This is a genomic window from Paenibacillus sp. FSL H7-0323 (assembly GCF_038002725.1).
Taxonomy (GTDB): domain Bacteria; phylum Bacillota; class Bacilli; order Paenibacillales; family Paenibacillaceae; genus Paenibacillus_AQ; species Paenibacillus_AQ odorifer.
Window position 1 is genome coordinate 2,528,747 of record NZ_JBBODB010000001.1, and the last position, 25,095, is coordinate 2,553,841.

A 25,095-nucleotide genomic window follows, 5' to 3' on the forward strand; every position below is an offset into this window, starting at 1 on the left:
CGATACGTTTGGGGATTCATTTCACTACTTACAGTTTTACAACATTCTCAGCTTGTTGACCACGATTACCTTGAACTACGTTAAATTCTACACGTTGTCCTTCATCCAGGGACTTGAATCCGTCACCAGTAATAGCGCTGAAATGTACGAATACATCTTCTCCACCTTCAACCTCGATAAAACCAAAACCTTTGTCTGCGTTAAACCATTTCACTGTTCCTGTTTGCATAATATAATTACCACCTTATTTTTATTTACATGTTATTCTTATCCTCAAAAAATCTCTTGCAAAATCTCTAAAAAAATAAAAATTCACATATGGTACAAGGTTATTAACGTCTAAAGAATAACCCTCTACGCTATGTGAATTCGCCAGGTAAATACTTTCGATAGATTGATTATAACACAGCTAACACCAAATAGATACTCTACTGCATTATGAAGAAAATGGGAGGTAAGAAGGAGCTGTGCCATAATTGATTCTACGAGCGGAGACTGACCTCCTCACTTTCAAAATCCTAAAATCAACAAAACAGCGATTCTTCTGTTATCGAAGAATCGCTGTTCGGCGTTTTTTGGTCATTCGCGGCCTGCTACGACTACACATTCATTATCCTACGGGGCTTTCGGACTCGGTAGACGTTATTTACATGTTTTTATTCTTTACCGCTAGATTTCGGACTCCAGTGACGCTATTCCTTGGAAAGAGGCTCATAATAAGCATTTTTTAGGCCAATAGCTGCACTGGAGTCCGATAACATTCCAAATATCGGATAATCGTACGTTTAAGGACCACTGTGTCCGTTAGCAGGTTACTAAGCGTATTTTCCAGTGACTAAGCATGTGCTTTCGACACAGCAGTCATTTCATAGTTTTAGGTGCCAGCCCTTCTCTATATATCTGAAAAGGTAATCTAAATTTTAAAGTAAGATAATTTATCCAACAGGTCTTGCACCATTGAGCTGAGTGACTCCGACGAGGCTGAGATCTCTTCCATAGAAGCAAGCTGCTCCTCAGAGGCTGCTGCCACACTTTGGGAGTCCGAGGAAGCTTCCGAAGCAAGATCGGCTAATTGTTTAACGGTAACTGAAATTTGCTCCGTCCCCGCGGTCATCTGCTGTGCAGCTGCTGAGACCTCTTGGATCTGATCGGTTACCTGTGTCATCTCTGTCAGAATCGACGTAAATAAAAGATCACTATCAGATACACTCTGCACACCAAGAATTACTTTTTCATTGCCGACAGCCATCGCTTGTGAAGCTTGATTAGTATCTTGCACCACATCTTCAACCAAAGCAGTAACTTGTTCGGCAGCTTTTTTAGTCTGATCTGCCAGCATGCGAATTTCTGAGGCCACCACCGCAAAACCTCGGCCATGTTCACCCACTCTGGACGCCTCAATAGCCGCATTTAGTGCCAACAGATTGGTCTGTTTACTTATGTTCGAAATCAAGCCGATAATCCCGCTGATCTGAGCAGATCGTTCGCCTAAACGTTCAATCGCCAGACTCGTCTCATCTACAGACAGCTTTAACTCCGACATTTGATTCACTGCCATTTGCAGCTGGGCACTGCCCTTTTTCGTCTGATCGGTAACTTCATCTGCAGATGCAGACACCGATGACGAAGAGTCAGCGATCCGTTGCACTCCAACATTCAGCTCGCTCATCGCCATTGAAGAATCACCCGCATAATCACTCTGCAGCTGCGCTCCTTCGGCTACTCGTCCAATTGCCACAGCAATTTGTTCAGCAGCTTTCCCAGTCTGCTCAGCGTTAGCTGTCAGCTCTTCAGAGGTAGCTCCCACGGACATTGATAGATCAGCGACAAGTCCAAACATTTCTCGAAGCTTATGGGTCATATGATTAAAATGTGTAGCCATTTTGCCGAATTCATCATCATTTCGAACCTGCAGGGTTTGAGTCAAATCCCCCTGAGACATCAGCTGCAATTTCTCAGATAACAAACGAAGCGGTTTAACTACCATTAACCATAGTTGAAGACCAACAATAACAGCTAAAATCAAAATCCCAATAATCATAATGATAAAAAATTCTGTTTTAGCTTGTTCATAATCAGCCATGATAACATCCTTAGAGATCGCTGTCTGTGTGTACCAGACCTGGTCACTTCCAGGCATTGGTATCGGAACAAAAGTCCGCAGCACGTCTTCTCCCTTGGAATTTATCGTGTATCCCAGTTTGGCCTCCCCATTCTTCACACGCTTCCACAGTACTGTTTTATCTTCTGTATCACCGAATTCTTTGAGTACACTTTGAGGATCATTTGGGTTGGCTGCATATTTGCCATTACCAGTGATTAAAGAAACATAACCTCCCAGAGGTTTATAGTTAACGGCTTCTTCCTGCAATTGGGTTAACGAAACATCGAACCCTACAGTCCCCAGAAATGCACCCGTTTTATCCAAAATTGGCAGCATGACCGAAATCATCTCTATAGCTCCACCAGTCGTCTCATAGGAGTAGGGTTCAATATATACCGGTTTTTTCTCTTTTTTTGGTAAAAGGTAATAATCACCCGCACCTTCTACATCATAATTCTTTAAGGGTTCAACCTTTATTGCACCTTGATTTCTAAAGACATAAGGAATAAAACGCCCCGTACCATCATCATATGGCATCTTATTTATATTAGCCTGATCGTTCTGATCAAAAGCATTGGGTTCCCATAATATGCTCATCCCAAAAATTTCTGGTCTGTGCTCAAGCATAGTTTTCATTGTAGAAACAACATCTTCACGGTCCAAGGTTTGACGTTCTCTTGATTCAAGGAGTACTTCAGCGAGCGCTTCACCCGTCGACTGAATGTCTATCATTCTATTCTGAATGGTCTCCGCATAACTTTTTCCTGCGACCTCTGCCTGAAGTTCACCGTTGGATATGCTCACACTACGCAGATTAGCCAGGTTTGCGACTAAACTAAAGAAAAAGATCACAATAATTACTAAACTTACCACCATAACAAATTTAAACGTTAATGAAAGCCTTCGATACAATGCCATCTGAACAACTCCACTCTAGGATAATATATCTTTAATCGACAAAATACGACCTCTATTCAATAGGACTTATTACCTATAATTCAAGGGGTGAAAATTTAAAATTCTATCCATTCCAAAAGTATGTTTAAATAAAAGTAGCCTAATCAAAAAATAACATAATACAAAGGAGTTCATGCCGATGGAAATATCCTCTTTTTTGTTGCCAAAAGATCAAGTCGCCTATATCACTAACTCACTATCCATGCTGGAAGCCTTAGAACAATTAGAACAGCACCATTACACGGCTATCCCTATTATTGATAATGAAGGAAAATATGTAGGAACACTTTCGGAGGGTGATCTATTGTGGAAGCTGAAAAACACAGCAGATTTAACCTTTGACAATATAGGGGAAGTTCCAGTAAGCGACATCCAAAAGCATGTTCATAACGAAAGTGTTCTCATTAATGCAGAAATGGAGGATATGCTGACGCTTGCTGCGGATCAGAATTTCGTTCCTGTGATTGATAATGAGGGTGTATTTGTTGGAATTATTAGGAGAAAAGATATCATTGAATATTACACTCGCAACATTACAGATTAATAAAAAATGACCAATCTCCATTACGGAGACTGGTCATTTTATTTTTCATCAAAATTACAGTTCAGTCAGGATAATCGTTCCTTGTGGGGTAATCGCTAAAGTATGCTCATATTGTGCTGACAATCCGCCGTCAATGGTACGCGCAGTCCAACCATCCGCATCAATTTTTGTTCTGTAACTGCCTGTGTTCAGCATGGGCTCAATGGTAAATACCATCCCCTCTTTAAGACGAGGCCCTCTCCCTGCTGGACCATAGTGAGGTACTTCCGGAGCTTCATGCATTTCTGAACCGATCCCGTGGCCAATAAAATCACGCACTACAGAAAACCCGTTAGACTCTGCATAAACTTGGATGGCATGCGCAACATCGCCAATACGGTTGCCTGCAACCGCCTGCTCGATTCCACGGAATAAAGATTCCTTAGTAGTGTCTAGAAGTTTGGTCGCCTGTTCACTAATATTGCCAATCCCGTAAGACCAGGCCGAATCTGCCAACCAGCCGTTTAAGTTAACAACCATGTCAATGGTTACGATATCCCCGTCTTTTAGCGGCTCTTTTTTCGGGAATCCGTGGCATATTACATCATTTACAGATGCACAGGTTGCGTACGGGTACCCATTATATCCTTTTTGCTCAGGAGTAGCTCCTTGAGACAATATAAATTTTTCTGCAAATTCATCAATTTCCCAGGTCGTAATACCAGGCTGCAAAATTTGCGCAATTTGACGATGACATTCAGCGAGAATTTTTCCCGCCGCACGCATTTTTTCGATCTCTTCCATCGTTTTCATGATAATCATAATATCGCCTCTTCTGTACAGAACACATCGCTCACGGGCAACGGTTCTTCTTTTGTATTTAGTTTACCCTTTATATTATGAAAGAAAATCGCGAGAAATCCAAATCATTAGGCAAAAAAAATTATATTTTCCTTCCTGAATCTAAAAATAACATCATTTTTTTTGAGAATGTTAGATGAAAGACGAGTGCCTTATCAGCAATTTCTCTTATCTTTCTAATAAAACATAAAGTTATTGTTATCGTTAAATTATTTATTATTCCTAAAAATTCCTTTATATGTTATATTCAAAATAACTGAGGAGGTGATACATGCCTGTAATTGAGTGCATTTACTGCAACCACCTGGAGGATACGCATAATCAAAGAAGCAACCCTATTTGATTAAGGAGGAAATGTTGATGAAATTCAGAAAGCATTTTTCGTTCCGGAAAATCAGTTTGTTAGTATTAATTAGTATCCTTACTCTTTCTATTTCTTTACCTCAACAGCAGGCAGCGGCAGCAAACACTTCTGTTAAAGGTTTTTATGTAAGCGGTACCACTTTATACGATGCCACCGGCAGTCCTTTTGTAATGCGTGGGGTGAATCATGCACACACTTGGTACAAAAACGATCTGGCTACTGCAATACCGGCCATCGCAGCGACTGGCTCCAATACCGTCAGAATTGTACTTTCTAATGGCAGCAAGTGGTCTCTCGATACTTTAGCTGATGTCCAAAATATTCTAAAGCTTTGTGATCAGTATAAAATGATTGCCATGCTGGAAGTGCATGATGCTACGGGCTCAGACAACACCTCTGACCTTAACGCTGCAGTAAACTATTGGATCAGCATCAAGGATGCTTTGATCGGTAAAGAAGATCGTGTCATTGTGAATATTGCTAATGAATGGTACGGTTCTTGGAACACTGCAACATGGGCCAGTGGATACCAAGCGGCAATTCCTGCGTTAAGAAATGCGGGCATTAAGAACACTTTAGTTGTAGATGCAGCGGGATGGGGTCAATACCCACAATCTATTTTCACTAGTGGTCAGGCTGTATTTAATTCAGATACCTTAAAAAACACTATTTTCTCAATTCATATGTACGAATATGCTGGAGGTAATGCTGCTACAGTCAAGAGTAATATCGATAGTGCCTTGGCTATTGGAGCCCCTGTGATTATCGGCGAATTCGGTGACAAGCACACGGGTGGAGATGTCGATGAAGCCACCATTATGAGCTATACGAAGGAAAAAAAGGTGGGCTGGCTCGCCTGGTCCTGGTATGGTAATGGCGGAGGCGTTGAATATCTGGATCTAGCCAGCGGTCCAGCAGGAACACTCAGCAACTGGGGAAATACAGTCGTTAATGGAGCAAACGGAACCTTAGCAACCTCCGTGCTTAATAAAATTTACACAACACCTGGTTACCAACCTGTGCCGGATGGTGGCACTACACCAACACCAACACCAACACCTACACCAACACCAACAGCTACACCTACGCCAACACCTACACCTACACCAACAGCTACACCTACGCCAACAGCTACACCTACACCTACACCTACACCTACACCTACACCTACACCTACACCTACACCTACACCTACACCTACACCTACACCTACACCTACACCTACACCAACAGCTACAGTAACACCTACAGCCACTCCTACTCTACTCGCCATCCAGTAATCTGGCACTTTACTACCGTGCAGCAGATACCAATGCTACTGATAACTCAATCAAGCCCTACTTCAACATCTATAACAACGGAACAACGGCAGTCAATTTAAATGGACTGAAAATTCGTTATTACTTTACTAAAGATGGAAGCGCCTCTCTCAATGGAGTAATCGATTGGGCGCAGGTCGGTGCTTCTAATATATCGGTTGCCCTCGGGTCCACAAGTGGGACGAACGCCGACTCTTACGTTGAGCTTACTTTCAATACTAGCGCGGGCTCCATACCTTAGGTGGACAATCAGGAGAAATCCAATTACGCGTGCACAAAAGCGACTGGTCTAACTTCAATGAAGCAAATGACTATTCGTTCGATCCAACCAAAGTTTCCTTCAGCACTTGGAACAAAGTAACCCTGTATCAAAACGATGTACTGATCTCCGGCATCGCTCCTTAAACACATAAACCAGCGAGCCTCCCGGAATTGGAGACTTGCTGGTTTTTAAATTGAATCTGTTGTAGCGCAGATGTTGGGATCTTACTAGATTATTGTAGATCAAATGAAGGCTGTTGCTAGATTTGTCAGTCAACGGTGATCTACTGCTGTTAGCCTGCTCCCGGAATGTTACTACTCTGATGTTAGTCTACCGCTGGACTGTTACTACTTTGATGTTAGTCTACTGTCGCTCGTCTATTGTTCCGCTAGTCGGTTGCTTCTCTTTTATTTGGCTGTTCTGCGTTACTTCACTATTGCTCCTGCTGTTCTGCGTATTACTCTACAATTGCTCCTACTGCGCTAATATCACTCTGTCCCACTATCTAATATGACCCTTTCACTACTCTAATGTTAGTCTACTACCGCTCGTCTGCGCTCATCTGCCGTTCTTTACCTTTTGAGCGCTTTGTTGTGATTTTCGGACTCAGATGACGCTATTTTTGCGATTTAAGCCGTTCTGAGCAACTTTCGGACTGGATGGACCTCTGTCAAGAAAGTGGACAGTCACGCAACAGACGTTCTAGTCAATTGCTCAGCAAAACGAACTGGAGAAAGATAACCCAGCGCGCCATGCATTCGCTTGCGGTTATAGTAAAACTCAATATATTGAAAAAGTGTCTGGTAGGCTTGCTCCTTAGTTTTGAATCGCGGATTACAATAAATGAGCTCCTTTTTCAAAATGCTGTGCCACGACTCGATACAGGCGTTATCATAACAGTTACCTCTGCGGCTCATGCTGGACTCCATGCCATACGCTTTCAACTGCTTCGTGTATTCATGAGAAGTATATTGAGAACCTCTATCGGAGTGATGTAATAGACCCTTTTCCGGTTGTTTAGCTTCGTAGGCATCTTGTAAAGCGCCCGAAATCAAGCTAGTTTCCATATGGTTGTCCAAACGCCACCCCACGATTTCGCGCGTGCAAAGGTCCATCACACTAGCCAGGTACAAGCGCCCTCCCCGGCAAGGAATGTACGTAATGTCGGTAACCCATACTGAATTGGGTTTGAGTATTTTAAATTGCTGGTTCAGCGTATTCGGGGCAATCGGATGGTCATGATTGGAGTCAGTGGTCTGTACCCGATACGTTTTGGAGACAATGGAGCGAAGCTTCATATGTCGCATGTACACACTCACCGTGCGTTCGGTAACGGTATAACCTTCTGATGTAACAGGCGGGTGATCTTCGGACTCCCATACCGCTTTTGATGGTCTGCAAAATGATACTGAATTCGCTTCATTATCGCAGCCTTACGAAGCATATGCGTACTGGTTTTTTCTGTCCGCCACTTGTAGTACCCGCTCCGTGACACATGTAGGGTCATGCACATCTTCTCCAAGAGAAACTCGGAGCGATGTTTTTCAATAAACTGGAATCTCAGTTCCTTGGTTTGCTGAAGATGTGCACTGCTTTTTTTACGATCGCTAATTCCTCTTCCACATCGGCAATCTTGTTATCTTTTTCTTGAAGTTGACGGCTCATTTCTTTCAACTGTGCCTCGAGTTCCCGTACTCGATCCACGCTAGCTCTTAAGTTCATTCTTTAGTTCTCGATACTGGCTCATCCATTGATGCAGGGTACTTTTTGGGATGTTGAGCTCTTCCGCCAAGTCGCCCACTGTCTTTGTTTGCTCTTGAATGAACTGCACTGTCTGTTTTTTAAATTCTTCGTTATACCGTTGTCGATGTTCTCCCATGTGAACACACCTCCGTGGACTCATTATCGCCAGTCTGTTAACTACTGTCCACTTTTTATTCTAGCTTCAGGAGAGCCGCTATTCCTCTGAAAAAGGCCTATTTCGGCCTCTTTTCATCCCCATAACGGCGCTGGTGTCCGAATACTCGGCAAATTGGCAAGATTTCAGGAAATAAGGGCTCCTGAGTCCGTCACCTTGTTAGTCTACTGCCGCTCGTTGCGCTCATCTGCTGCTCATCTACTACTCATCTCGCTCATCTGCTGCTCATCTGCCGTTCTTTACCTTTTGAGCGCTTTGTTGTGATTTTCGGACTCAGATGACGCTATTTGTGCGATTTAAGCCGTTTTGAATAACTTTCGGACTGGAGAGACCTTATTCCTCTGAAAAAGGCCTATTTCAGCCTCTTTTCATACCCTTAACGGCGCTGGTGTCCGAACACTCGGCAAATTGGCAAGATTTCAGGAAATAAGGGCTCCTGAGTCCGTCACCTTGTTAGTCTACTGCCGCTCGTCAGCGCTCATCTACTACTCATCTGCTGCTCATCTACTACTCATCTGCCCCTCATCTGCTGCTCATCTACTACTCATCTACTACTCATCTACTACTCATCTACTACTCATCTACTACTCATCTGCCCCTCATCTACTACTCATCTACTACTCATCTGCCCCTCATCTACTACTCATCTTCTATTCGTCTGCGCTCGTCTGCGCTCACCTACCGTTCTTTACCTCTGGAGCATTATGTGTACGACACGACACCCCGCGCATCTAACTACGACCAAACCACAAAAATCCCGGCAGCCATCAACTGGCCCCGGGACATTTTTAAATCTACTTTCATTTAGTCATGGAAATTAAGTCCAGAGGTAACGGCTTTAACATAATCTGCACGGATCACGAAATCTCCAAAATGCTCGCCTTGTTGACGTTCTTTGGCATATCGGTGAAGAATAGGTTCAAGCGTCTCTAGGATCTCCTTCTCATCTATGTTTTCTTTATACATTTTATTGAGGCGATCACCCGTAAAGCCTGCTCCTAAATACATATTGTATCTGCCAGGAGCCTTGCCGATAAACGAGATTTCACCCAGCGCCGGTCTAGCACAGCCATTAGGGCAGCCGGTCATTCGGATCACAATTTCCTCGTCCCGCAAACCAGCTTTATCTATAACAAGCTCCAGCTTATCTATCAGCGAAGGTAGATAGCGTTCCGCTTCAGCCATCGCAAGTCCGCAGGTTGGCAGTGCTACACAGGACATGGAGCTGCGCCGCAATGCAGAAAGATGTGCTCCATCTGTTAGTCCATGCTGTTTAGCCAGCTCAGCTACTTTGCGTTTTTTGGCAGTAGTGACGTTGGCAATCGTTAGATTCTGATTCGGCGTTAGCCGGAAATCTCCAGTATGAATCTTAGCAATCTCCCGCAAGCCACTCATCAAGGTGTATCCTTCTTGGTCATGAATCCGTCCGCTTTGGATATAAAGTGTCAGATTCCATTTTCCGTTGGTCCCCTTCACCCAGCCGTAACGGTCTCCGTTGTGATCAAAATGATAATCACGTGCTGCTTCAAGCTGCCATCCGAGTCTTTCATGCAGTTCGTCTACGAACCAATCCAGACCATGGCGGTCAATTGTATATTTGAACCGTGCATTTTTGCGGACAGAACGATTACCATAATCCCGCTGGATCGTTACGGTCTTTTCTGCCACATCAATCAACTGTTCCGGACGGCAAAAACCAATTATACGTCCCAACTGAGGATAAGTACTGGTATCGCCATGAGTCATCCCCATACCGCCGCCTACAGAAACGTTGAAGCCGACTAGTTTCTCATTTTCCAGAATAGCGATAAAACCCAGATCTTGCGAGAATACATCCACATCATTAGAAGGAGGCACCGCTAGACCAATCTTGAATTTGCGCGGTAAATATACCGGTCCATAGATCGGTTCTACTTCCGCACGTTCGCCTAAGCTATCTACTACCTTCTCACCGTCCAACCAGATTTCATGGTAAGCAGGCGTACGTGGTGATAAGTGATCACTTACTTTGCGCGCCCATTCGTAGACCTCTGCATGCACCTCTGACTGGTAAGGATTCGGATTACTCATTACGTTACGGTTAACATCGCCGCAAGCTGCCAGCGTCGTCATCAGCGTATCATTAATGCTGCGGATGGTTTTCTTAAGATTCCATTTGAGTACCCCATGCATTTGAAACGCCTGTCTGGTAGTCAGACGTAAGGTTCCATTGCCGTATTTTTGTGCCAGATCATCCATCACTAGCCACTGCTCTGGTGTCGCTACCCCGCCTGGGGCAACTACACGAAGCATGAACTGGAATGCAGGCTCCAGCTTTTGCCGTTCACGCTCGTTGCGTAAATCCCGATCGTCCTGCATATAGCTTCCGTGAAATTTCAGCAGCCGATTATCATCTTCCGGCAAGCCTCCGGTAATCGGATTGCTTAATGTCTCAACAAGCGCGCCCCGCAGATAGTTACTCTCTTGCTTAATGTGCTCAACATCGCTTGGAGGCCCGCCGATCGGCTTAACCTTTTCATTGTTTGCCATTGTTGTTATCTCCCCCCGAAGTCATTCGATAACTTTCCTCTATCCATTAGTAAACATCACGTTGGTAGCGCTGCGCCTGCTGCATATTATCCAAATAAGCTGCCGCTTCTTCAGGACTCAGACCACCCTCATGCTGGATGACAGTAATCAGAGCAGAATGAACATCATGTGCCATATGCTTCTCGTCTCCGCAAATGTAAATATGAGCTCCCGCTTGCAGCCATTCGTAGACCTCGCGGCTCTTTTCCAAAATGCGATGCTGAACATATACTTTCTCTTCGGTATCACGGGAGAAAGCAACATCCAGCTTAGTTAACAAGCCGTCTTTAAGCATTCTCTGCCAGTCCGTCTGATAGAGGAAGTCCGTCACAAAATGCCGATCTCCGTAGAACAGCCATGATTTACCTTCCGCCCCAAGCTCGCCACGTTCCTCCAGGAAAGAGCGGAAGGGTGCAACACCTGTGCCCGGTCCAATCATAATGATCGGTGCATCAGGATTCGTCGGAAGCTTAAAGTTCGGATTATGTTGAATGTAGATGGGCAACGTATCTCCCGGCTGGACTCTTTCAGCACAATGTACCGAGCAGACCCCATAACGCTCACGGCCATGTGCCTCATAACGTACAGCTCTAACCGTTAAATGAACCTCATCTGGATTAGCTTTATAGCTGCTGGCAATTGAATAGAGTCGTGCCGGAAGCTTGCGCAAAATAGTCACAAAGCTACTGGCCGAACCCTCCCATGGAGAGAAGTCCTGAACTAAATCGAGCAGATCGCGGCCTTGAATATATTCCTTAAGCTGTTGCGCACGTTCTGGCGACAATAGATCACTTAATCGGTTAGAAGAAGATAACTTCGCCGCTTGTTCAAGTAACGGTTTGGTCAATACAGTGATTTCATAGTGGTGAAGAAGGGCCTCACGTAAGGTGCCGTCTTCCCCTTTTTTATTAAATGGAACAATATCATTAGGATTCCAGCCCATAGTATGAATAATAGCGTCTACCAATTCAGGATGATTCTCCGGATAGACACCCAGCGCATCCCCTGGTTCAAATTGTATGTTCGAGCCTTCTAGGGATAGTTCCAAATGGCGGGTCTCACGGTCAGAACCACGTCCGTTCAGATTTAGATTCTCCAATACTTCCGCTTTAAAAGGATTGTTGCGGGTATACAAAGGCTCCCGAGAATCTGCGTCTTCCGCAGCTTGAACCGCTTTTGCCGCAATGGCCGGAGCATTTAAATGTGCATTTAAGGCACTAATGACGCCTTCAAACCACTCGGTAACCGAATCATCATAATCAAGATCACAATCCACACGTGGACTTAACCGCTTGCCGCCAAGTTCCTCAAGCCGCTGATCGAAGTCCTTGCCGGTCTGACAAAAGAATTCATAGGAGGTATCCCCCAGTGCCAGCACTGAGAACTTCAGATTCTCTAATTGAGGAGCTCTTTTGCTATAGAGAAATTCATGGAACATCCGTGCATTATCTGGCGGCTCGCCTTCACCATGTGTACTGACCAGCAATAGGAGGTTCTCAACCTTCTTAAGCGCATTGGGCTTAAAGCTGTTCATCGCAGTGAGTGTGACCTGAAATCCTTGCTCCTCCAGCTTGCGGGACAAGCTCCCAGCCAGCCGTTGGCAGTTCCCTGTCTGGGACCCAAACAACACGGTCACTTCACGTGAAGCTGCAGGTTGACTAACGGTACTACCTTCCACATTTCCTATCGTATTTGATTGTACTGCTTGAACCCCGGCACTTGCCGATGGTGCAGTAGTAAAGCCCATGGCTGACAAATAACCGCTAAGCCATATTTGCTGTGTCTCCGTTAAGGATGGTAGAAGACGATTGAGTAGCTCGACTTGGCTCTCGTTAAAAGGACTGTTCGTTACCTGTAGTTGCAACAATATCCACCTCTCCTAAACATGAAATCTTCTGATGATCCGTACCTCATGAAATCAGGCTATCACAATAATTGTAAACGATCAATGATGTCGATTTAACCTAATAATTGTATTTTATTGAAAAATCATCTATAAAGTACGTAAAAACCGATCAAAACAGTATGATTTAACCTGTTTTGATCGGTTTCATTATAAAAAGTGATACTATTTATAAAATATTGTGATAAATAAAAGCTATAATTTTTGCTTACTTTCGGGAAATAACACCTCGCCGCTCCCCGTCTTAATCTTCACTATCTCCTCAAGCGTATTCGACAGCTCGCCGGGTGGATAAGGTTTAGTTAAATATTTTTGAATTACATCGTTTAATTGATTCTTATCCGATTGATCCAGAGCAGAAGAAATAACGATAGGTATATTTTCAGTTCTTGGATCTTCTTTAAGCATTCGGATTAAATCCCAGCCATCCAGTTCTTCACCCAACATCAAATCTACCACAATCGCCACAAATGGTGTTTTCAAGGCCTGATCAAAAGCTTGCTGTGGATGGTAATGATGGGTAACACGGAAGCCCTTCCCTTTAAGCTCTTCTGATAAAAGCAACGATAGACTGTAATCATCTTCAACGATCATCACATTAGGCTTGAGCTCTTTATCGGTGCTCCATTTATTAAGCTCATCCTGTTGCCGGCTCGCTTCCGCATGGAGGATAGGGAGGCTAAACCAGACGGTAGTGCCCTCTCCTTCAACGGAATCTATACCGATATTTCCCTTTTGCTTCTCAATAATCTCCTTACAGATGGCAAGCCCGAGTCCTGTTCCTCCAATTCTTTTAGAGGCGCTATTATCCACTCTTCTGAATTTTTGGAATAGCTGTCCTATTTGATCCTTAGGAATGCCAAGACCATTATCCTGGATACGTACAATAATTCTATCCGACTCGTTATGCAGCAGTACTTTAACTTCATTGTTATCAGGCGAGAATTTAATCGCATTACTTAACAGATTCGTCAGAACTTGGACAATCTTATCCTTGTCCACGTCAACATCCGCATTCAAAGCCTCATCCACTAGGAGTACATGATGGGTACTGCTCAGTTTATATTGATCAATTACGCCTAATACAATTTCACTGAGATTCAAATGCTCCGTGATATATTGCTGCTTACCTGACTCCATTCTCTGCAAATCAAGAAAATCATTAATGAGCTCCGTCAGTCGTTTAGCTTCTTTATGAATCGTCTCCAGATATTTAAGCTGCTTCTCAGGCTTCATGGTCTTAGATAATAACAGTTCTGTGAAACCAAGTACACTCGATAGCGGTGTTCTTAGCTCATGACTTACCGTACTGACAAGATCAGATTTCATAAGGTCCAGCTCATATTCTCTAGTGATATCTCTGTAAACAAACAATGTACCAATACGCAGCTCGCGACGGAATACAGGGATCGCATACACATCAATATGCTTCATCGATTCAGTTCCAATGGAGTATTGCATGCTGCTGGATTCCAGAGCATCCTCAGCAATCGCTTTTTCAAAAAACATCCGAAGTTCATGATTCTCATTCGAGTGCTCAATGAAATAATCCATCCATTTCTGACGGGGAATCAAAGCTCCTTCTGTCCACTCATAATTAAAAATGTTGCTCAACGCTTTATTCATCTGCAGGAGCATACCTTCTGTATTCACAAATTGTATGCCCTCGTTCACATTATTTACGATGTCCCGATTCAGCTTTCGTCCATGTTCAATCTCTTCATACATGAATAAACGTTCAATCGCCAGCGCTACGCGGTTCATCATCCCCTGAACCTCATTAATCTCTTCTTTGCTGAAGGAATGACCAATCCGGCTGCCACAGAACACTGCAAGAATCTCATCCTCTGCGTTCACAACAGTAGTGTAGAAGTCGTAAACATAGACCTCACTCGCAGAAATCCCTTGCTCTGATTGTGTGGCCAGGCGCTTGATTAGGTACGTTTTTTCCGCTTGCAAGCGATATAACATCTCATTATTCTCATGATCAAGATAACGCTCCACATTCTCCTGGGGAATGCCTTTCACAGCCGCGATATTATCTTTCACAAGCAGGAAGAAACTCGAATCAAAGGCATACAGGCGATGCATAAACTCAATAAACTTATCGGCAAATTCATGTTTATCCAAAGTATAAGTAATATCATGATTCAGCTGATTATTTAGCTCTAGCATCATCTTGGTCTGTTCTGTGTTTTTTAACGTTTCGGCTAGCTCCTGCTGCACGCTTTTCATTGAGGTGATATCGTTCGCAATAAGGATGTATTGATAAATCACACCCTCTTCATTCAGGTAAGGCACAATCGTCAGATGCAGCCAGATGGGCAATCCGTCTTTGGCTAGAATCTGCAGCTCATTGTTCCACACTCCGCCTGTATTTAATTTGTTAAAGATTTTCTGATAACCCTCATCAGAGAGATTATAAAGTTCAAATAACTTATAGGTGTAACCGATAATCTCAGACTTTTTATAGCGGGTATATCCACTTAAATTATCATTCGCGTAGGTAAAGACACCTTTAGCAGTAAGGATCCCCACCGCAGACGATTGATCCAAGGCTTTCATCATACTCTCAATTTCACTAAGCGAGCGCTGCAGCCTATATTGCTGATCCTGAAGTTCATCCTGCTGCGCATGCAGCTCTTCATTCTGCATCATCAATTCTTCTTCTTTATCTTGAATACTTCTAGCCATATTTAGAAAAGCATCATAAAGTCGGCCAATTTCATCTTGATTCTTAAGCTTGCCCAGAAGAATTTCTTCTCCTGCAGCCAGGGAATGGGTTGCCCCTTCCAGCTTCAGAATAGGATCTATTAGGTTCTTCAGAATCCGCCAGATCATAAAGGTGAAGATTAGCAGAATAATCGTGCTGAAAAAGAATGCGATAAAGGTAAATTCATTGGCACGTTTGATGTAATCCATAGCCATAGTATTTAAAGCGGCATCGGATCGTTGCTTGTACTCTTTTGTATACATTAAAAAATCATTTACTGATTTCGTGTTGCCATCTGCGGATAGAGCTCTCAAAGACACATAATCGTCTGCCTCGACAAACCGAATCGCTTCCGGCAAAACTTTAGTTTTGTACTGAACATAAAATGCTTTCAAACCATCTCTAAACAAAGCTTCTTCCGGAGATAAACTGAGATTAGAATAGGTATCCAGAATCTTATCAAAGTTAACAAGTCCTAAGTTTAGGAGATCTAATTCATTGTCACTCTTAAGTGCGCTGAATCCCCTCGCTCGGAAAAAAACCTCATTTAACGCAGTCGCCAATTCGTTAATCGTGTCCGCCTTATTTTGCAGAACTTCACGGTCTCTACTTAATTTGTTCTGCTCATTGTTTATGAAAAACAAAAATACAGATCCCATAAGAATGATTAACGAAAAAACCAAGGCAATGATACGAAAATATCTATTTTTAATACTGTGATTAGAGCTGCTACCCTTTGTCACTTAGGATCCCCTCCACAATCTGCAAGAGTTCCATCGGACTAAAAGGTTTTGGCATAAAATAACGTGCGCCTGCATCTACCGCTCGAAGACGATCTACATCTTGGGCTTTGGCTGTTAACATTAAAATAGCTGTAGCCTTCTTTTTCTCATCATCCAGTTGACCTAGGACTTCAATCCCTGTCATTTCAGGCATCATATAATCCAATATCACCAAATCATAATGATCCTGTGACAATTTTGAAAGCGCCTCTAATCCGTTCTCGGCAGTGTGGATCTCCACGTCTTCCAAATCTTCTAAGGTGTCTACGATTAACATTCGTAATACTTCTTCATCATCCACTACCATTACCTTTTGCATAGCTGCCTAGTTCCCTCCGCTTTAGATCTCTCCTGGTGCTCACAACATATTCAGAACCCAATTAGAACAAAAATCTATGAGCCAACCGCTCTATCCTCGACAATAACTCAGGCATATGGACCGGTTTGACTACATAATCATCGGCACCCATCTGCAGGGCATGTACAATATCCGCCTGATTATTCCTTCCCGTCAACATGATCACTAATATATTTACTTCCGGATACGTTTTGCGGATTCTTTCCAGAACTTCTACTCCATCCAGATCAGGCATCACACCATCCAGCAAAATAATATACTTCTCATCCACGGCATACCAATCCGATTGCAGGAAATCAAGCCCATTCGCATAGCTGCTAACCTTCACCTCAGCAATATTCTCCGGCTCCCAAATGGCGAACTGACTGGTCACAATTCTCCGAATTAGCGTATCGTCATCCACAACAATCACATTCAGAACCGAATGCTTTTTAGTAGTGGATAAATGGTCCGAATAAAGCGTTGTCTGATTCCTTCCAGCATGCTTACTGGCATAAAGAGCCTGATCTGCTTCCTCAATCAATTTATCGGCTATATTCTCGGCATCTGTTACCTCAGAAATCCCGCTAGAGATAGTCACATGAAAGATTTCATTTTTCGCAAAAAAGTCAGTCGCCGCAAACCGCTCTTGAATACGTTGTATAACCAACATTGCAGATTCCGCATCCGTGTGAGGTAAAAATACTGCAAACTCTTCTCCCCCATAACGGCAAAAGGTATCCTCCAGACGGATGGAATTCTTCACAAGCTCGGAAAAGCCCTGCAGCACTTCGTCTCCGATTAGGTGACCATATGTATCATTAACGTTTTTAAAATAATCCAAATCAATCAGCGCTAACGAAAATACGCGGTTGGTCCGCTTAAAATCACCAATCAGCTGCTTCATGACTTGATTGAAGTGTTTGCGATTGAATGCGCCGGTCAAATCATCCACGATGATGGACTCCTGCCATTCTCTTTTGAGCTGAAAGCGATTTTTGATCAATACCAGAAATAAATCAATATCTACAGGCTTCGGCAAAAAATCCATCACCCCCAGCGAATACGCCTGCATTTGCGTCGCTTTGGAGTACTCCCCACTTATAATAATAATGGGAATTCGTTCTTTTTTAGCCTTGCCGATAATTTGGTTCAACACCTCAATCCCGCTTTTATCCGGTAAAAGAATATCCAGCAGAATGAGATCTGGTTTCGTTTCATAAAAGATTTTGAGTCCCCGTTCAGCAGATAAGGCAATGCTTACATAGTAATTCTGCCTCTCCAACGACTCTTTCAGATAAGCAACTAACTCTACATCATCGTCGATAAGAAGAATATCATTCTGCGTGAGTGTCTCAGCAGGTCCCTTTTTATCCAATGCTTTGACAGAGCTTGAAGCTGCCAATGAATGGACATTAAACAATGGAATCAGTGGATATAAATAATCCCCCCATTCCTCGACTGACCAACTCTTAAGACTGCTTTCCATGAAATAGGGCAGCGTATCCTCGGCAAATTGTTCGACATCCGGTAATCCGACAGTTCCAGCAGTGCCTTTTAAATTATGCAAGAAACGATAAATGTCCTTTTCCTTCACTTCCGCCTGTTCCGTCCATTCCTGGAGGGTCATCTTCGTTCTTTGCTCAACCATGTCTTTATATTTTTGTGTAGTCATATTTACTCCTTCAGACTATCATATCAAACTCTCAGTTCATCACATTTTTTATAGGCTGTCAAATGAATTTTCTATAATTTCAGCTGCCAAAACAAATATTTAATCAAACTGACAAAAAACCTTTGGTTGAAGCTTGTTTCATCATTTGCAATAATAGTTGGAATGGTTCATTCCGTATACACGGTGAAATCAACAAATACAAAGGGAGGCTGTATTCATGAAGGGGATTATTACTGTATTAGGAAAAGATAAAGTAGGGATTATCGCTAAAGTATGTACATATCTAGCCGAACACAATTTGAACATTCTGGATATTTCGCAGACGATTGTTCAAGATTATTTTAACATGATGATGATTGTAGACATTTCTAGCTCAACTAAAGCTTTTGAGAATATTGTAGAGGAATTACATTTGCTTGGCGAATCGATTGGCGTGGAAATCAAGCTTCAGCATGAGGATATTTTTAATATTATGCACCGAATCTAGGAGGATGGCTGACCATGATATCACTAGTGGAAGTACAAGAAACGAATAAGATGATTCGTGAAATGAATCTGGATGTGCGTACCATAACGATGGGGATCAGCCTCATGGATTGTGCCCACACGGATATGCGCACCTTTAATCAAAATGTATATGACAAAATCACCAGATCCGCTGAAAAGCTCGTAAAGACGGGTGAAGATCTGGAAAGACAATTTGGGGTTCCTATCGTTAACAAACGGATTTCTGTCACACCCATCGCTATTGCCGCTGGTGCGGTGAAGACAGATACCTATGTACCTGTTGCTGAAATCCTGGACAAGGCTGCAAAAGAGGTAGGCGTTAACTTTATCGGCGGCTTCTCTGCACTTGTACAAAAAGGCTGCACCAAAGGCGATCGTATTCTGATCGACAGTATTCCAGAAGCATTGGCAGTCACTGAAAGAGTCTGCTCCTCGGTCAATGTCGGTTCCTCCAGAAGTGGAATCAACATGGATGCTGTGAAATTAATGGGTGATATCATTATCCAAACTGCGGAACGCACCAAGGATCGGGATTCCATCGGCTGCGCCAAGCTGGTAGTCTTCTGTAATGCCGTTGAGGACAACCCTTTTATGGCCGGAGCATTTCACGGGGTTGGAGAGCGGGAATGTGTCATCAACGTTGGCGTCAGCGGTCCTGGTGTCATCAAACGTGCGCTTGAAGAGGTTCGAGGACAGGATTTTGAAACCTTATGTGAAACCATTAAACGGACAGCCTTCAAAGTCACACGTGTCGGTCAGCTAGTTGCTCAAGAGGCTTCCAAACGGATGAATGTTCCTTTTGGGATTATCGATCTATCCTTAGCTCCTACTCCAGAAATCGGAGATTCCATTGCCGAAATCTTTCAAGTCATGGGTCTGGAGGAAGCTGGGGCTCCGGGAACAACTGCTGCTCTGGCAATCCTAAATGACAATGTTAAAAAAGGTGGCGTGATGGCCTCCTCCTATGTAGGTGGACTTAGTGGAGCCTTTATTCCAGTCAGTGAAGATCACGGCATGATTCAAGCGGTTCAGCGGGGTGCCCTTACACTAGAGAAGCTGGAAGCTATGACCTGTGTGTGTTCCGTGGGACTGGATATGATCGCTATCCCCGGAAGCACCACCAAGGAGACCATTTCCGGCATCATCGCTGATGAAGCTGCAATCGGCATGGTGAATAACAAAACCACTGCGGTTCGCGTGATTCCAGTAATCGGCAAGGACGTTGGTGAAATGGTCGAATTTGGCGGCCTGCTCGGATATGCACCAGTTATGGCAGTGAATGGCTTCAACTGCGCGAATTTCGTTAATCGTGGCGGACGAATCCCTGCACCAATTCATAGCTTTAAGAATTAATAGAAACCTCTAACAGCAAGTCCCTATTTGTACTTAGGAGACTTGCTGTTTTTTTATATTCTAAAGCTGAGAATATTAGTTTATCTTGATTAAGCCCGTTGAATGCCGATATTAGGCGTTCCGCCAGTCAAATCGATAAATAATACATAATCATTTCCATCTGTGCCCTTCAGCACGAGACCCGTCTGACCTACAGCACCTACAGAAAAGTATCGAACCTGTTGCAGGCTGGTAGGAGCGCCTGGTGGCAATGTTGCTTGGTTCGTAGCGATCAACCGGGTTGCAGCTCTGATGGTGCCTGCCCCGCTAATTTCACCGGTAACCCCCAGATGACCGAGTATGGATTCACTGCCGTTCACATTTAGGCTTCCCATTATAGTCTGACTACCATTCAAATGCAGATTCGAATCGATAGTCTCATTTCCATTAACGTGCAGATCATTTTGAATGGTCTGACTTCCTGTAACTAGAACGCTATCGAAGGTTGGCAAGGCGATCATCCCTTTCAGGTTTTATAGTATATCTTATGTTAAACAAGCCAGCCCTGTCATAGATAGATATACAGCTTTCACTAAATCCGCTTTTTATCTTCGAGACTCTGATTAATGGTCTTATACCTAAAGTCAAAATAACCCCCTACACATATAATGATTAGCAAGACTCGGTGCTAGAGCGGACGACTGGCTCCACAGAACACAGGAGGAATTATGAAGAAGACAGCTAATAGGCTCACTCCTGAAAGGCCTTCAAGTCACGAAGTCACCATCAGCCAAGTTAATCCATCGCAACACCATAACCTCATCCTAGAGATGAACTCTTATAGAGCAGAGCCTTTGCAACGGGAACTCAAACAATTAAGAATATTGCTGCTGGTTCCTACAGAGGCAAGCGGTAAAATGCCTAATGTACGACTTTTTAAAGATCAACTAAGGCATCTGGTCAAAGAAGTACTTGCTATTAAATTCCAGCATAATCTGGAGGAATATTTAGCCCATTTTCAACCTGATCTAATATTAGCTCTAGGATCGGAGACCGTATTTCCGGAGGAGAACCTCCCTGCTCTGAAAGCTTCCAATGTTCCCAAAGCGGTATGGATGGCAGATGCCGCTTGTCTTACTCCAACAGAACGTAATCTGGCATTGTTATTCGATTATATTTTCACACAGAACATAGCTAATCTGATCTATTACCAGGGTTTATGGGGCAAACACTCCAGCTATCTCCCATATGCTGCGGATACGGATCTCTATTATCCAAGACGTGTGGAGGACTGTTATCAGAGTGACGTACTCATTCTTGGCGATTTTCAAATCGATAGTGTGCTTTACACGTTGGCGTATTCAGACCTACTTCAAGGCCTTAAGGTAATGATCGCCGGGCGTGGTTGGGAACCCCCCAGAAATTTCATTGATATCACCCATAGTAAAGATATGTCCAGCTATTATAATGGAGCAAAAATCGTCATCAATTGCACTGGTTCTGTGCAGCAGATTATGGAGGTCACCGCTTGCGGTGTATTTCAGTTAGTGGAGGATCATCCCCATCTTCATAATTACCGAATTGCAGAAGAAGATCTCATTCGTTTCCAGAACTTCAAAGAGCTCTCCGATAGCTTTAAGCACTATTTTTCACATAGTGAAGAAAGAAGAATTTCTGCCTCTCGTGCCCTAAAGGAACTTAAATATAACTATTCTTATATCCAGCAAGGAAAGTTACTGCTGAGAAAAATATTCAAGGAACCATAGGGGGTGACCTGACTTGAAATGCATTGCTTTTGTATTGCCTCAGTTTCATCAGATCTCAGAGAACGATTCCTGGTGGGGTGAGGGTTTTACAGAATGGACGAATGTCAGGAAGGCTGCAGCCCTTTATCCTGAACATGATCAGCCCAAGAAGCCATTAAATAATAACTACTATGATTTAACGGATCCTAAAGTGAAACAATGGCAGGCAGAGACCGCAAGGGCTCATGGCATTTACGGTTTTTGTTATTATCACTATTGGTTTAATGGCAGGCGACTGCTGGAACAACCGGTTCAGCAGATTCTTGCGAGCAAAGAGCCTGACTTCCCCTTTTGCCTTTCTTGGGCTAACGAACCCTGGACACGTAGCTGGGATGGCACCGAAGAGGATGTCTTGATGCCACAGGAATACGGAGAAGAACGGGATTGGCGAATGCACTTTTATGCTTTACTGGAAGCCTTCAAAGATGATCGTTATATCCGGGTGGAGGATAAGCCTGTCTTTATCATTTATCGGTCTGCTAGTATCCCGCACTGTGAAGAAATGCTTCAATATTGGCGCGAATTGGCTCTGCAGAACGGACTTAAAGGACTTCATCTGGTCCGGACACTGGGCGGTTTCCCTCTAAAGAAAGAGCAAGGATTCGATGCCAGTCTGGAATTTGAGCCGCATTACACATTCGCACATGGCGGGGTTAAGCATTTATGGAGCTCAAAGCAGGTGGAGGATCAGAGGCATATCGTAATTGATTATGATGAGTTATGGGAATCCATGTTGGAGCGGACACCCCATAGAGACGGAGAAATCATATATCCGGGAGCCTTTGTCAACTGGGATAACACACCACGTAAAGGCCCTGCCGGACAAAGCACCTTAGGCGCTAATCCTCAAAAATTCGGCCAATACCTTTCACGACAAATTGAGCGCGCCAAAAAAATGTTCAAAAGTGAATATATTTATATCAACGCCTGGAATGAATGGGCTGAAGGGGCCTACCTAGAACCGGATGTACGTTATCAATATCAATACTTGCAAGCCGTTAAGGAAGCCTTACAGTTTCATCACAAAGAAGATCCTTCTTAGCCGTAGCGCCAGAAGGATCTTTTTCATGGTATGTTATCTTTCCGATGACTGCACTCTGGCGCTTCTTGCACTCACCAATCTCCAGCCAGTTAATAAAGCAGCCACTAGACATATCGATGCCGAGGTTACAAACACTACATGCATGCCCTCGATAAATAACTCTGGCCGACCAGGAACTAGCCCTGTCACCCTATAGCCGGCTTTACTGCTCATCACTTGAAAAAGAATTGTAGTAGCAATTGTTATGCCGACAACCATACCCACATTACGAACTAACGAATTGACACTACCCGCAGAACCAAGCTGTGTTCTTGGTACCTTAGACATGACAAGCGAATTGTTCGGCGATTGAAATAAACCACTTCCTATCCCCAGCATAGCGATCCACACACCTACCAGCACAACAGAGCTTCCTACATGAAGCTGTGCTAATCCGAACTGCGCAATAACCATGACCACCAGCCCTGCAAAAGTCAAAAATTCCGAGCCTATTTTATCCGATAGCGCTCCACTCATTGGAGCCACGACTACCATACATATCGGCAACAGCATTAACAAAAAGCCTGCATAGAATGGCGATAAATTAAGCATGTTCTGTGCATAAAACGGCGCGATAATATTGAAGCAGAAATTCGCTGTAAATACGAGAAAACCACATAAGATACTTAAAGAAAACAACGGATTCTTAAATAATGACAGCTGCAACAGCGGTTCTTTTCTGCGAAGCTCCATCCATATGAAAGCAACGAAGCTGACTACTGCAACAATTATTGATGTAACAATTAAGCTGTTACCATATCCAAGCTGTTGACCTAGTAATAATCCTGCGAACAAAGTAATGATAAAGACAGCGAACAGTAAACTGCCCGGCACATCAATCGAAGATTTCACTCTCGTTAAATCCTTAGGCAATACCTTCCAGCCAAAAAATATAGCGATCAGGCCAATAGGGACGTTTACCCAAAAGATATACTCCCAGCCTAAGGTGGAAACCATAATCCCGCCTAGACTTGGACCGGCTATACTTCCCAGAGACACGAATGTACCAATGAAACCAAGGGCTTTACCACGCTCCGTGGCAGGAAAGATATCCGTAACAATTCCCTGACTGTTCGCCATGGTCATCGAAGCACCTAAGGCTTGAATTACGCGCGAAGCAATTAAGGCTGGTAAGCTTACACTAAGCCCACACAGCATAGATCCAATAACAAATACAATCGTGCCAATCTTAAAAATTCGAATCTTTCCTACGATATCTCCAAGCTTGCCGAAGAAAAGGATCGCCGCACAGATCGCCATTAAATATCCTGTTGTTACCCATTCGATTTGCGCCATGGGCAGCTTCAGTTGTTTGGATAGCTCAGGCAGAGCAATATTGACAATACTACCATCAAGGGTGGACATAAACGTAAAAATATTCAGAACAATTAAGATCATCCAGCGCTTCTTCTGAATTTCTTTATCCTCCTGATAGGTTGCACTTACAGAACTCATAACTAACACCTCATTAAATATTAATAATCACTGTTTAGTTGCGCACGCAACCAAACTCGCCATACCCAGTGTACAACAATTTAGTTGCGTGCGCAACGACTTTATTGTACACTTTATTTCAAGGCAACAAATGAACGAACATATAACCCAAAGAGGTGTCTATATTGGCAAGAGAGCCTATCGGGAAGCTAATTTCCCATCTTCACCGTCAAAATCAAAAGAAACTGGTTAAGCAATTTGTCCCCTATGGAATCGGTAGTGGTGGACAGCATAGCTTTCTTAAATTGATTCTCTCTCGGCCAGGCATTACTCAGGATCAGTTAACTGCCGAATTGAAGTTCGATAAAGCAACTACAGCACGTTCTGTGAAGCAATTAGAGAATTCGGGGTATATCGAGCGCAAAGACGATCCTAATGATCGACGCTCTCACCTTCTATATCCTACCCCAAAAGCCATCAATTTCTTCCCAGTTTTACAGTCCATCTTAGATGAATTTAATAAAAGCCTTGTGGGCCATTTAACCGATGAAGAAGTAGAGCAACTACATTTCCTGCTGCAAAAAATCAGCAAAAACGAAGAATAGAACACAAGAAAAAGGATGTCCCACAGCCATTAGGCTGTTGAGGCA

Annotated in this window: 23 protein-coding genes; 9 read left to right on the top strand and 14 right to left on the bottom strand. The window is 43.5% G+C overall.

The annotated features are described in order from the left end of the window. Positions 1-28 precede the first annotated feature (28 nt). Both MHH89_RS11570 and MHH89_RS11575 read right to left on the bottom strand, forming a co-directional pair. Positions 29-229, bottom strand: coding sequence for a cold-shock protein (locus MHH89_RS11570; protein WP_036685790.1), 201 nt, complete (start codon positions 227-229; stop codon positions 29-31). Positions 230-913: 684 nt separating this feature from the next. Then, positions 914-3,022: a methyl-accepting chemotaxis protein gene (locus MHH89_RS11575; protein ID WP_076218469.1), complete on the bottom strand. Its 2,109-nt coding sequence runs from the start codon at positions 3,020-3,022 to the stop codon at positions 914-916. Between the two features lie 178 nt (positions 3,023-3,200). Between MHH89_RS11575 and MHH89_RS11580 the strand changes: the two genes are divergently transcribed. Next, a complete protein-coding gene (locus MHH89_RS11580; protein ID WP_038572361.1) occupies positions 3,201-3,605 on the top strand; it encodes a CBS domain-containing protein in 405 nt (134 codons plus the stop codon). A gap of 54 nt (positions 3,606-3,659) precedes the next feature. Here MHH89_RS11580 and map read toward each other — a convergent pair whose 3' ends face one another. Next, positions 3,660-4,406, bottom strand: coding sequence for a type I methionyl aminopeptidase (gene map / locus MHH89_RS11585; RefSeq protein WP_036685786.1), 747 nt, complete (start codon positions 4,404-4,406; stop codon positions 3,660-3,662). Positions 4,407-4,805: 399 nt separating this feature from the next. Here map and MHH89_RS11590 point away from each other — a divergent pair, with 399 nt between their 5' ends. The 3 genes from MHH89_RS11590 (at position 4,806) to MHH89_RS31325 (ending at position 6,533) form a co-directional block, all read left to right on the top strand. Beyond that, positions 4,806-6,089, top strand: a complete 1,284-nt coding sequence (locus MHH89_RS11590; protein WP_445739127.1) for a glycoside hydrolase family 5 protein — start codon at positions 4,806-4,808, stop codon at positions 6,087-6,089. 67 nt (positions 6,090-6,156) lie between these two features. Beyond that, entirely contained in the window at positions 6,157-6,369 is a 213-nt protein-coding gene (locus MHH89_RS31320) for a cellulose binding domain-containing protein (RefSeq protein WP_445739141.1), read from the top strand. A 29-nt stretch (positions 6,370-6,398) separates the two neighbouring features. Next, positions 6,399-6,533 (top strand): hypothetical protein, encoded by a 135-nt coding sequence (locus MHH89_RS31325; RefSeq protein ID WP_256721836.1) that lies wholly within the window; start codon positions 6,399-6,401, stop codon positions 6,531-6,533. A 543-nt stretch (positions 6,534-7,076) separates the two neighbouring features. Here MHH89_RS31325 and MHH89_RS11595 read toward each other — a convergent pair. The 9 genes from MHH89_RS11595 to MHH89_RS11635 form a co-directional block, all read right to left on the bottom strand. Then, positions 7,077-7,697, bottom strand: a complete 621-nt coding sequence (locus MHH89_RS11595) for an IS3 family transposase (protein ID WP_341087167.1) — start codon at positions 7,695-7,697, stop codon at positions 7,077-7,079. Between the two features lie 8 nt (positions 7,698-7,705). After that, a complete protein-coding gene (locus tag MHH89_RS11600; RefSeq protein WP_341087169.1) occupies positions 7,706-7,897 on the bottom strand; it encodes a hypothetical protein in 192 nt (63 codons plus the stop codon). A gap of 53 nt (positions 7,898-7,950) precedes the next feature. Next, entirely contained in the window at positions 7,951-8,112 is a 162-nt protein-coding gene (locus MHH89_RS11605) for a hypothetical protein (protein ID WP_341087170.1), read from the bottom strand. Then, on the bottom strand, positions 8,096-8,269 hold the full coding sequence (locus MHH89_RS11610; RefSeq protein ID WP_341087172.1) for a transposase: 174 nt from the start codon (positions 8,267-8,269) through the stop codon (positions 8,096-8,098). Before MHH89_RS11610 ends, MHH89_RS11605 begins: the two co-directional genes overlap by 17 nt. Positions 8,270-9,112: 843 nt before the next feature. Then, positions 9,113-10,837 carry an assimilatory sulfite reductase (NADPH) hemoprotein subunit gene (gene cysI / locus MHH89_RS11615; protein WP_076281461.1) on the bottom strand — a complete coding sequence of 575 codons (1,725 nt, stop codon included), beginning with the start codon at positions 10,835-10,837 and terminating at the stop codon, positions 9,113-9,115. 46 nt (positions 10,838-10,883) lie between these two features. Beyond that, positions 10,884-12,740: an assimilatory sulfite reductase (NADPH) flavoprotein subunit gene (locus tag MHH89_RS11620; protein WP_076281536.1), complete on the bottom strand. Its 1,857-nt coding sequence runs from the start codon at positions 12,738-12,740 to the stop codon at positions 10,884-10,886. Between the two features lie 234 nt (positions 12,741-12,974). Continuing rightward, on the bottom strand, positions 12,975-16,235 hold the full coding sequence (locus tag MHH89_RS11625; protein ID WP_341087173.1) for an ATP-binding protein: 3,261 nt from the start codon (positions 16,233-16,235) through the stop codon (positions 12,975-12,977). Then, positions 16,222-16,593: a response regulator gene (locus MHH89_RS11630; protein ID WP_076130763.1), complete on the bottom strand. Its 372-nt coding sequence runs from the start codon at positions 16,591-16,593 to the stop codon at positions 16,222-16,224. The genes MHH89_RS11625 and MHH89_RS11630 overlap by 14 nt, the downstream gene beginning before the upstream one ends. A gap of 61 nt (positions 16,594-16,654) precedes the next feature. Continuing rightward, positions 16,655-18,286 carry a diguanylate cyclase gene (locus MHH89_RS11635; RefSeq protein WP_076130764.1) on the bottom strand — a complete coding sequence of 544 codons (1,632 nt, stop codon included), beginning with the start codon at positions 18,284-18,286 and terminating at the stop codon, positions 16,655-16,657. 217 nt (positions 18,287-18,503) lie between these two features. Between MHH89_RS11635 and MHH89_RS11640 the strand changes: the two genes are divergently transcribed. Next, positions 18,504-18,773: an ACT domain-containing protein gene (locus tag MHH89_RS11640; protein ID WP_036685776.1), complete on the top strand. Its 270-nt coding sequence runs from the start codon at positions 18,504-18,506 to the stop codon at positions 18,771-18,773. A gap of 17 nt (positions 18,774-18,790) precedes the next feature. Next, positions 18,791-20,146 (top strand): PFL family protein, encoded by a 1,356-nt coding sequence (locus MHH89_RS11645; protein ID WP_248548616.1) that lies wholly within the window; start codon positions 18,791-18,793, stop codon positions 20,144-20,146. 89 nt (positions 20,147-20,235) lie between these two features. On the opposite strand, the gene MHH89_RS11650 is transcribed toward MHH89_RS11645, so the two are convergent. Next, complete coding sequence (locus tag MHH89_RS11650) at positions 20,236-20,646, bottom strand: hypothetical protein (protein ID WP_248548519.1); 411 nt, start codon at positions 20,644-20,646, stop codon at positions 20,236-20,238. A gap of 207 nt (positions 20,647-20,853) precedes the next feature. Here MHH89_RS11650 and MHH89_RS11655 point away from each other — a divergent pair, with 207 nt between their 5' ends. Together MHH89_RS11655 and MHH89_RS11660 are read left to right on the top strand one after the other, a co-directional pair. Continuing rightward, entirely contained in the window at positions 20,854-21,891 is a 1,038-nt protein-coding gene (locus tag MHH89_RS11655) for a glycosyltransferase family protein (RefSeq protein WP_341087174.1), read from the top strand. A gap of 13 nt (positions 21,892-21,904) precedes the next feature. Beyond that, on the top strand, positions 21,905-22,972 hold the full coding sequence (locus MHH89_RS11660; RefSeq protein WP_076278764.1) for a glycosyltransferase WbsX family protein: 1,068 nt from the start codon (positions 21,905-21,907) through the stop codon (positions 22,970-22,972). 33 nt (positions 22,973-23,005) lie between these two features. Here MHH89_RS11660 and MHH89_RS11665 read toward each other — a convergent pair whose 3' ends face one another. After that, positions 23,006-24,466: an MFS transporter gene (locus MHH89_RS11665; protein WP_076278765.1), complete on the bottom strand. Its 1,461-nt coding sequence runs from the start codon at positions 24,464-24,466 to the stop codon at positions 23,006-23,008. Positions 24,467-24,630: 164 nt separating this feature from the next. Between MHH89_RS11665 and MHH89_RS11670 the strand changes: the two genes are divergently transcribed. Beyond that, positions 24,631-25,050, top strand: a complete 420-nt coding sequence (locus MHH89_RS11670; protein ID WP_076309285.1) for a MarR family winged helix-turn-helix transcriptional regulator — start codon at positions 24,631-24,633, stop codon at positions 25,048-25,050. The last annotated feature ends 45 nt before the right edge of the window (positions 25,051-25,095 follow it).

Coding starts and splice junctions, on each gene's coding strand:
- MHH89_RS11570 (WP_036685790.1), bottom strand. CDS start 229: ATGCAAACAGGAACAGTGAAATGGTTTAACGCAGACAAAGGTTTTGGT.
- MHH89_RS11575 (WP_076218469.1), bottom strand. CDS start 3,022: ATGGCATTGTATCGAAGGCTTTCATTAACGTTTAAATTTGTTATGGTG.
- MHH89_RS11580 (WP_038572361.1), top strand. CDS start 3,201: ATGGAAATATCCTCTTTTTTGTTGCCAAAAGATCAAGTCGCCTATATC.
- map (WP_036685786.1), bottom strand. CDS start 4,406: ATGATTATCATGAAAACGATGGAAGAGATCGAAAAAATGCGTGCGGCG.
- MHH89_RS11590 (WP_445739127.1), top strand. CDS start 4,806: ATGAAATTCAGAAAGCATTTTTCGTTCCGGAAAATCAGTTTGTTAGTA.
- MHH89_RS11595 (WP_341087167.1), bottom strand. CDS start 7,697: ATGCGACATATGAAGCTTCGCTCCATTGTCTCCAAAACGTATCGGGTA.
- MHH89_RS11600 (WP_341087169.1), bottom strand. CDS start 7,897: ATGACCCTACATGTGTCACGGAGCGGGTACTACAAGTGGCGGACAGAA.
- MHH89_RS11605 (WP_341087170.1), bottom strand. CDS start 8,112: ATGAACTTAAGAGCTAGCGTGGATCGAGTACGGGAACTCGAGGCACAG.
- MHH89_RS11610 (WP_341087172.1), bottom strand. CDS start 8,269: ATGGGAGAACATCGACAACGGTATAACGAAGAATTTAAAAAACAGACA.
- cysI (WP_076281461.1), bottom strand. CDS start 10,837: ATGGCAAACAATGAAAAGGTTAAGCCGATCGGCGGGCCTCCAAGCGAT.
- MHH89_RS11630 (WP_076130763.1), bottom strand. CDS start 16,593: ATGCAAAAGGTAATGGTAGTGGATGATGAAGAAGTATTACGAATGTTA.
- MHH89_RS11635 (WP_076130764.1), bottom strand. CDS start 18,286: ATGACTACACAAAAATATAAAGACATGGTTGAGCAAAGAACGAAGATG.
- MHH89_RS11640 (WP_036685776.1), top strand. CDS start 18,504: ATGAAGGGGATTATTACTGTATTAGGAAAAGATAAAGTAGGGATTATC.
- MHH89_RS11650 (WP_248548519.1), bottom strand. CDS start 20,646: ATGATCGCCTTGCCAACCTTCGATAGCGTTCTAGTTACAGGAAGTCAG.
- MHH89_RS11655 (WP_341087174.1), top strand. CDS start 20,854: ATGAAGAAGACAGCTAATAGGCTCACTCCTGAAAGGCCTTCAAGTCAC.
- MHH89_RS11665 (WP_076278765.1), bottom strand. CDS start 24,466: ATGAGTTCTGTAAGTGCAACCTATCAGGAGGATAAAGAAATTCAGAAG.